Source organism: Pseudonocardia sp. ICBG601, assembly GCF_020496245.1.
The window spans coordinates 1-3,882 of sequence record NZ_JAHLJA010000137.1 but is presented as its reverse complement, the minus strand read 5'-3'; the positions used below and the strand labels follow the sequence as shown (position 1 = coordinate 3,882).

Below are 3,882 nucleotides of genomic sequence, written 5' to 3'. Positions count from 1 at the left end.
TGACCTCGTCCAAGGCCTCGGTGAACCACGCCAGCTCCGGTGCCGTGAGCGGCGCCGTCGGCATCCCGATGTTGACCTGTGCGAGTTCCCAACCGTCAGCCACGACAGGAAGCTAACCCACCCGACGCCGAAAGCGAGCGGATTTCGACCAGCCCGCGACCCGACCGGGACCCGAGCGCGAGTCGGGCCATCGACCCGACCGGGACCCCGAGCGCGAGTCGCCCCACCGATCCAACCGGGACCCCGACCGCGAGTCGGGCCCGTCGGTGACGAGCGGAGGAGGCGCGCAGGGAGCGAGGAACGAGCGACTGAGCACCGGGGGAGCTCGTCACCGACTCCCCCGGGGCCCGCGAGCCGCGATCAGGCGACGAAGGAGCCTGGCGCCATCAGCGGAGCGTGACCTGCTTGCCGCCAGGGCGTCGCGGGCGCGGCGCTCCGCGTCCGTCAGCGGGTGGTCTCGGCCAGCGCGGCGTCGAGGCGCTTCGCGAACTCCGCGACGGGCTCGGCGTACTCCTTGGCGTGCTTCTCCACGTCGAGGTCCCACACGGGGACGAGGAGGCCGTGCGCGCGGAACGAGCCCGCGTACTTGGTGCCCTCGCCCAGCCCGAGCTCGCCCGCGGCCTGCAGGCGCGCGAGGGCGGCGGTGAGCGCCTCCTCCGGCTCGGGACGGACCCAGCGCAGGTGGGTGCGGCTGTTGCCCGCGTCGACCCAGTACGCCGCGCGCACGCCGGGGGCCTCGATGGGCTCCGTCGGCATGATGACGGCGTTGGCGCGCTCCAGCGTGGCCGTGACCTCGGCGGAGGGCGGGGTGCCGTCCGCCGACGGCGGGATCCACCAGCCGAAGTCGGCGTGCAGCGTGACGTCGAGCGGCGCGGAGCCGTCGATGACGTCCTGCAGCCGCACGAGCTCCCCCGCGACGCCGGGCCCGACGACCGGCAGGGACTCGCCCGGCTCCGCCTCGAGCGCCCAGCGCAGCGCGCGGGCGAGGTCGGCGGACAGGTCGCCGGAACGGGTCTGGACCTGCATCCCGATCAGGACGTCGCCGTTGTCGCGGACCAGCGCCGCGGAGGCGCCGGGCAGCACGGTGGCCAGCGTCGCGGAGCGTCCGCCGTCGAGCAGTGGCAGCGGGGCCGTCGCGGACGGGAGGAACTCGCGCATCGCGACGAGGTCGCACTCGGCCGCGAGGCCCTCGAACGGGCGGGTGACGATCACGTCGTCACCGGCGCCGTGGCAGGCCTTGTAGCGCTTGCCGGAGCCGCACGGGCAGGGCCGACGCGGGTTCTCACCCTGGGTGGCCGAACGGTCACGTGTCTTCTTCGCCATGGTGGCGACGAGGGTATCGCTCGTCAGGATGACGGCACCGGGGCGGGCGCGGGTTCGGGCGCAGGCTCGGGAGCGGGCCCAGGAGCAGGCACCGCCGTCGGAGGTGTCACAGCGACGAGAACCTCGCGAGCGGCGGTGCGGGGCGGCCCGATCATCCGGTTGATCCGCACGATCAGCACGGCCAGCAGCGCGGCCGAGACCGCGGCGAGCAGGTCGAGGAACGCGTGCAGCTCGACGCCGTCGGCGCGTGCCTGGACGCCCTGGCGGAAGCCCCAGAGCAGCACGACGACGCTCAGCACGCCGCCGACGAGCCACGTCGCCCACCAGACCAGCAGCAGCCGCGACGGCCGCGGGCGCTCGTCGGGCGCGCGGCCCAGCACGGTGTGCTCGATCTCCGCGAGCACGGAACCGGCCATCCCGAGGTTCCAGAACGGGACCACCCAGGCCAGCACCAGCGCTCGGGGCGTCCGGGACGGTCGCGTGCCCGCCTCCTCGGCGGCCGCGACGGACGCCCGCACCGTCCAGAGGACGACGACGAGCCCGGTGAGCACGGAGAGCAGCAGCGTGACGATGCCGGCGGCGACCACGAGCGCGTCGGACGCGGCGACGGCGGTGCCGGAGAGGGCGTCGTTCCGCGAGAGCAGCAGGAGGACGTAGCGCCAGACCTCGGCGCCCGCGGCGGGGCCGCGACGACGACCGTCGCCCACAGCAGCGGCACCGCGCTCGCGGCCAGCGAGCGGGCGGCGTAGACGGAGTCGACGGGCGGACGCTCCCCCGTCGGCGGCGGCACCCACGCGTGCGCCGGGAACCCCCAGCGCGGCACGGCGCCGTAGCGGGGCGCGCCCCGGTAGGCGGGCCGCGGCGGCGGGAGCGGTGGACCGATCGTCGCGGGCGGCACGTGCGCCACCCACGTGATCGGCATCGGTGCGAGGTGCTGCCCGCACACCGGGCAGTACGGGCCCGCGGGCACGCCGACGTGCCCGCACGCCGGGCACCGCACGGGGCGAGGCATCGCCTCAGACGACGTCGGGAGCGACGCCCGGCTGCTCACCGACGAGCGGGCGACCCTGCGCCTGCCAGGCCTGCATGCCGCCGTCGACGTTCACCGCGGAGCGACCCTGCTGCGTGAGGTACGCCGTGACGCGCGCAGAGCGGCCGCCGGAGCGGCACACGACGTAGATCGGGTCGGCGTCGGGGAGCTCGTCGAGCCTGCCGGTGAGCTCGCTCATCGGCAGGTGCTGGGCGTCGGGCGCGTGGCCCGCGGTCCACTCGTCGTTCTCGCGGACGTCGAGGATCGTGGCGCCTGCGGGGAGGTCCGCCACCGAGACGGCGGGCACGGGTCCGGTCATGCCTCGCATCCTGCCACGCGGTGGTGTCAGACCCCGGTGAGCGGACATCGGCCCCGTACGTCAGGAAAGCAACCCCGGAGGGCCGAGGGAGCGGTGCGTCAGTGCGAGACGGCCTTCTCCGAGCCCACGCCCGTGAGGGAGCGGACCTCCATCTCGGCGTACTTGGCGTCGTCGATCTTGCGGCGCGAGCCCACGAACGTGCCGACGATGCCGAGCAGGAACGACGCGGGGATCGAGATGATGCCCGGGTTGTCCAGCGGGAACCAGTGGAAGTCGATGCCCTGGATCATCGAGGCGCTGCGGCCCGTCTCCGGGTTCACGGCCTTGCCCGACACCGCGGGCGAGAAGACGATCAGGATGATCGAGAGGCCGAGTCCGCCGTAGATCGAGTACAGCGCACCGGTGGTGTTGAACCTCTTCCAGAACAGCGAGTAGAGGATCGTCGGCAGGTTCGCCGAGGCCGCGACGGCGAACGCGAGCGCACGAGGAACGCGACGTTCTGCCGTTGGCGATGATCCCGCCGATGATCGCGACGACCCGACGACGACCGCGGTGAGGCGCGCGACCCGCACCTCCTGGTCGGGACGGGCGGTGCCGCGCTTGATCACGTTGGCGTACACGTCGTGGGCGAAGGAGGCCGACGCCGTGATCGTCAGACCGGCGACGACCGCGAGGATCGTCGCGAACGCGATGGCCGAGACGAGGCCGAGCCCGATCTCGCCGCCGAGGTGCGCGGCGAGCAGCGGGGCGGCGTTGTTCTGGTTCGCCGAGGTGATCATGCCTGGGGGCAGCAGCGCGGCGGCGCCGTAGCCCAGCACGAGCGTGAACAGGTAGAACAGCCCGATGAGCCAGATCGCCCACACCACGGAGCGGCGCGCCTCGCGGGCGTTGGGCACCGTGTAGAAGCGCATGAGGATGTGCGGCAGGCCCGCGGTGCCCAGCACCAGCGCGAGGCCGAGTGAGATGAAGTCGACCGGGTTCTTGTACTGCAGCCCCGCTCGAGCACGGCGTTGCCGTTGGGGCTGGCCACCACCGCGTCGCCGAGCATCTTCGAGACGTTGAAGCCGTACTTGCCCAGCACCCACGCGGTCATCACGGCGGCCGCGAGCATCAGCAGCACCGCCTTGATGATCTGGACGTACGTGGTGCCCTTCATGCCGCCGACCAGCACGTACACGATCATCAGCGCGCCGACGACGGCGATCACGAC

The 3,882-nt window shown here is 73.3% G+C and carries 3 protein-coding genes and 2 pseudogenes; all 5 read right to left on the bottom strand.

Features of this window, described 5'->3' with window-relative positions; all coding sequences use genetic code 11:
• Positions 1–386: 386 nt before the first annotated feature.
• Positions 387–1,323 (bottom strand): annotated as a pseudogene (locus KPL57_RS27465) (DUF5926 family protein).
• A 23-nt stretch (positions 1,324–1,346) separates the two neighbouring features.
• Positions 1,347–2,030 carry a DUF4328 domain-containing protein gene (locus KPL57_RS27460; protein WP_226353696.1) on the bottom strand — a complete coding sequence of 228 codons (684 nt, stop codon included), beginning with the start codon at positions 2,028–2,030 and terminating at the stop codon, positions 1,347–1,349.
• Positions 2,031–2,339: 309 nt separating this feature from the next.
• The gene (locus KPL57_RS27455; RefSeq protein ID WP_226353695.1) at positions 2,340–2,672 is read right to left on the bottom strand and encodes a rhodanese-like domain-containing protein; all 333 of its coding nucleotides are present in this window, start codon (positions 2,670–2,672) and stop codon (positions 2,340–2,342) included.
• 98 nt (positions 2,673–2,770) lie between these two features.
• A complete protein-coding gene (locus KPL57_RS27450; RefSeq protein ID WP_374203800.1) occupies positions 2,771–3,616 on the bottom strand; it encodes a cation acetate symporter in 846 nt (281 codons plus the stop codon).
• A gap of 110 nt (positions 3,617–3,726) precedes the next feature.
• A pseudogene (locus KPL57_RS72835) lies at positions 3,727–3,828 on the bottom strand (hypothetical protein); the annotation flags it as partial.
• Between the last annotated feature and the right edge of the window lie 54 nt (positions 3,829–3,882).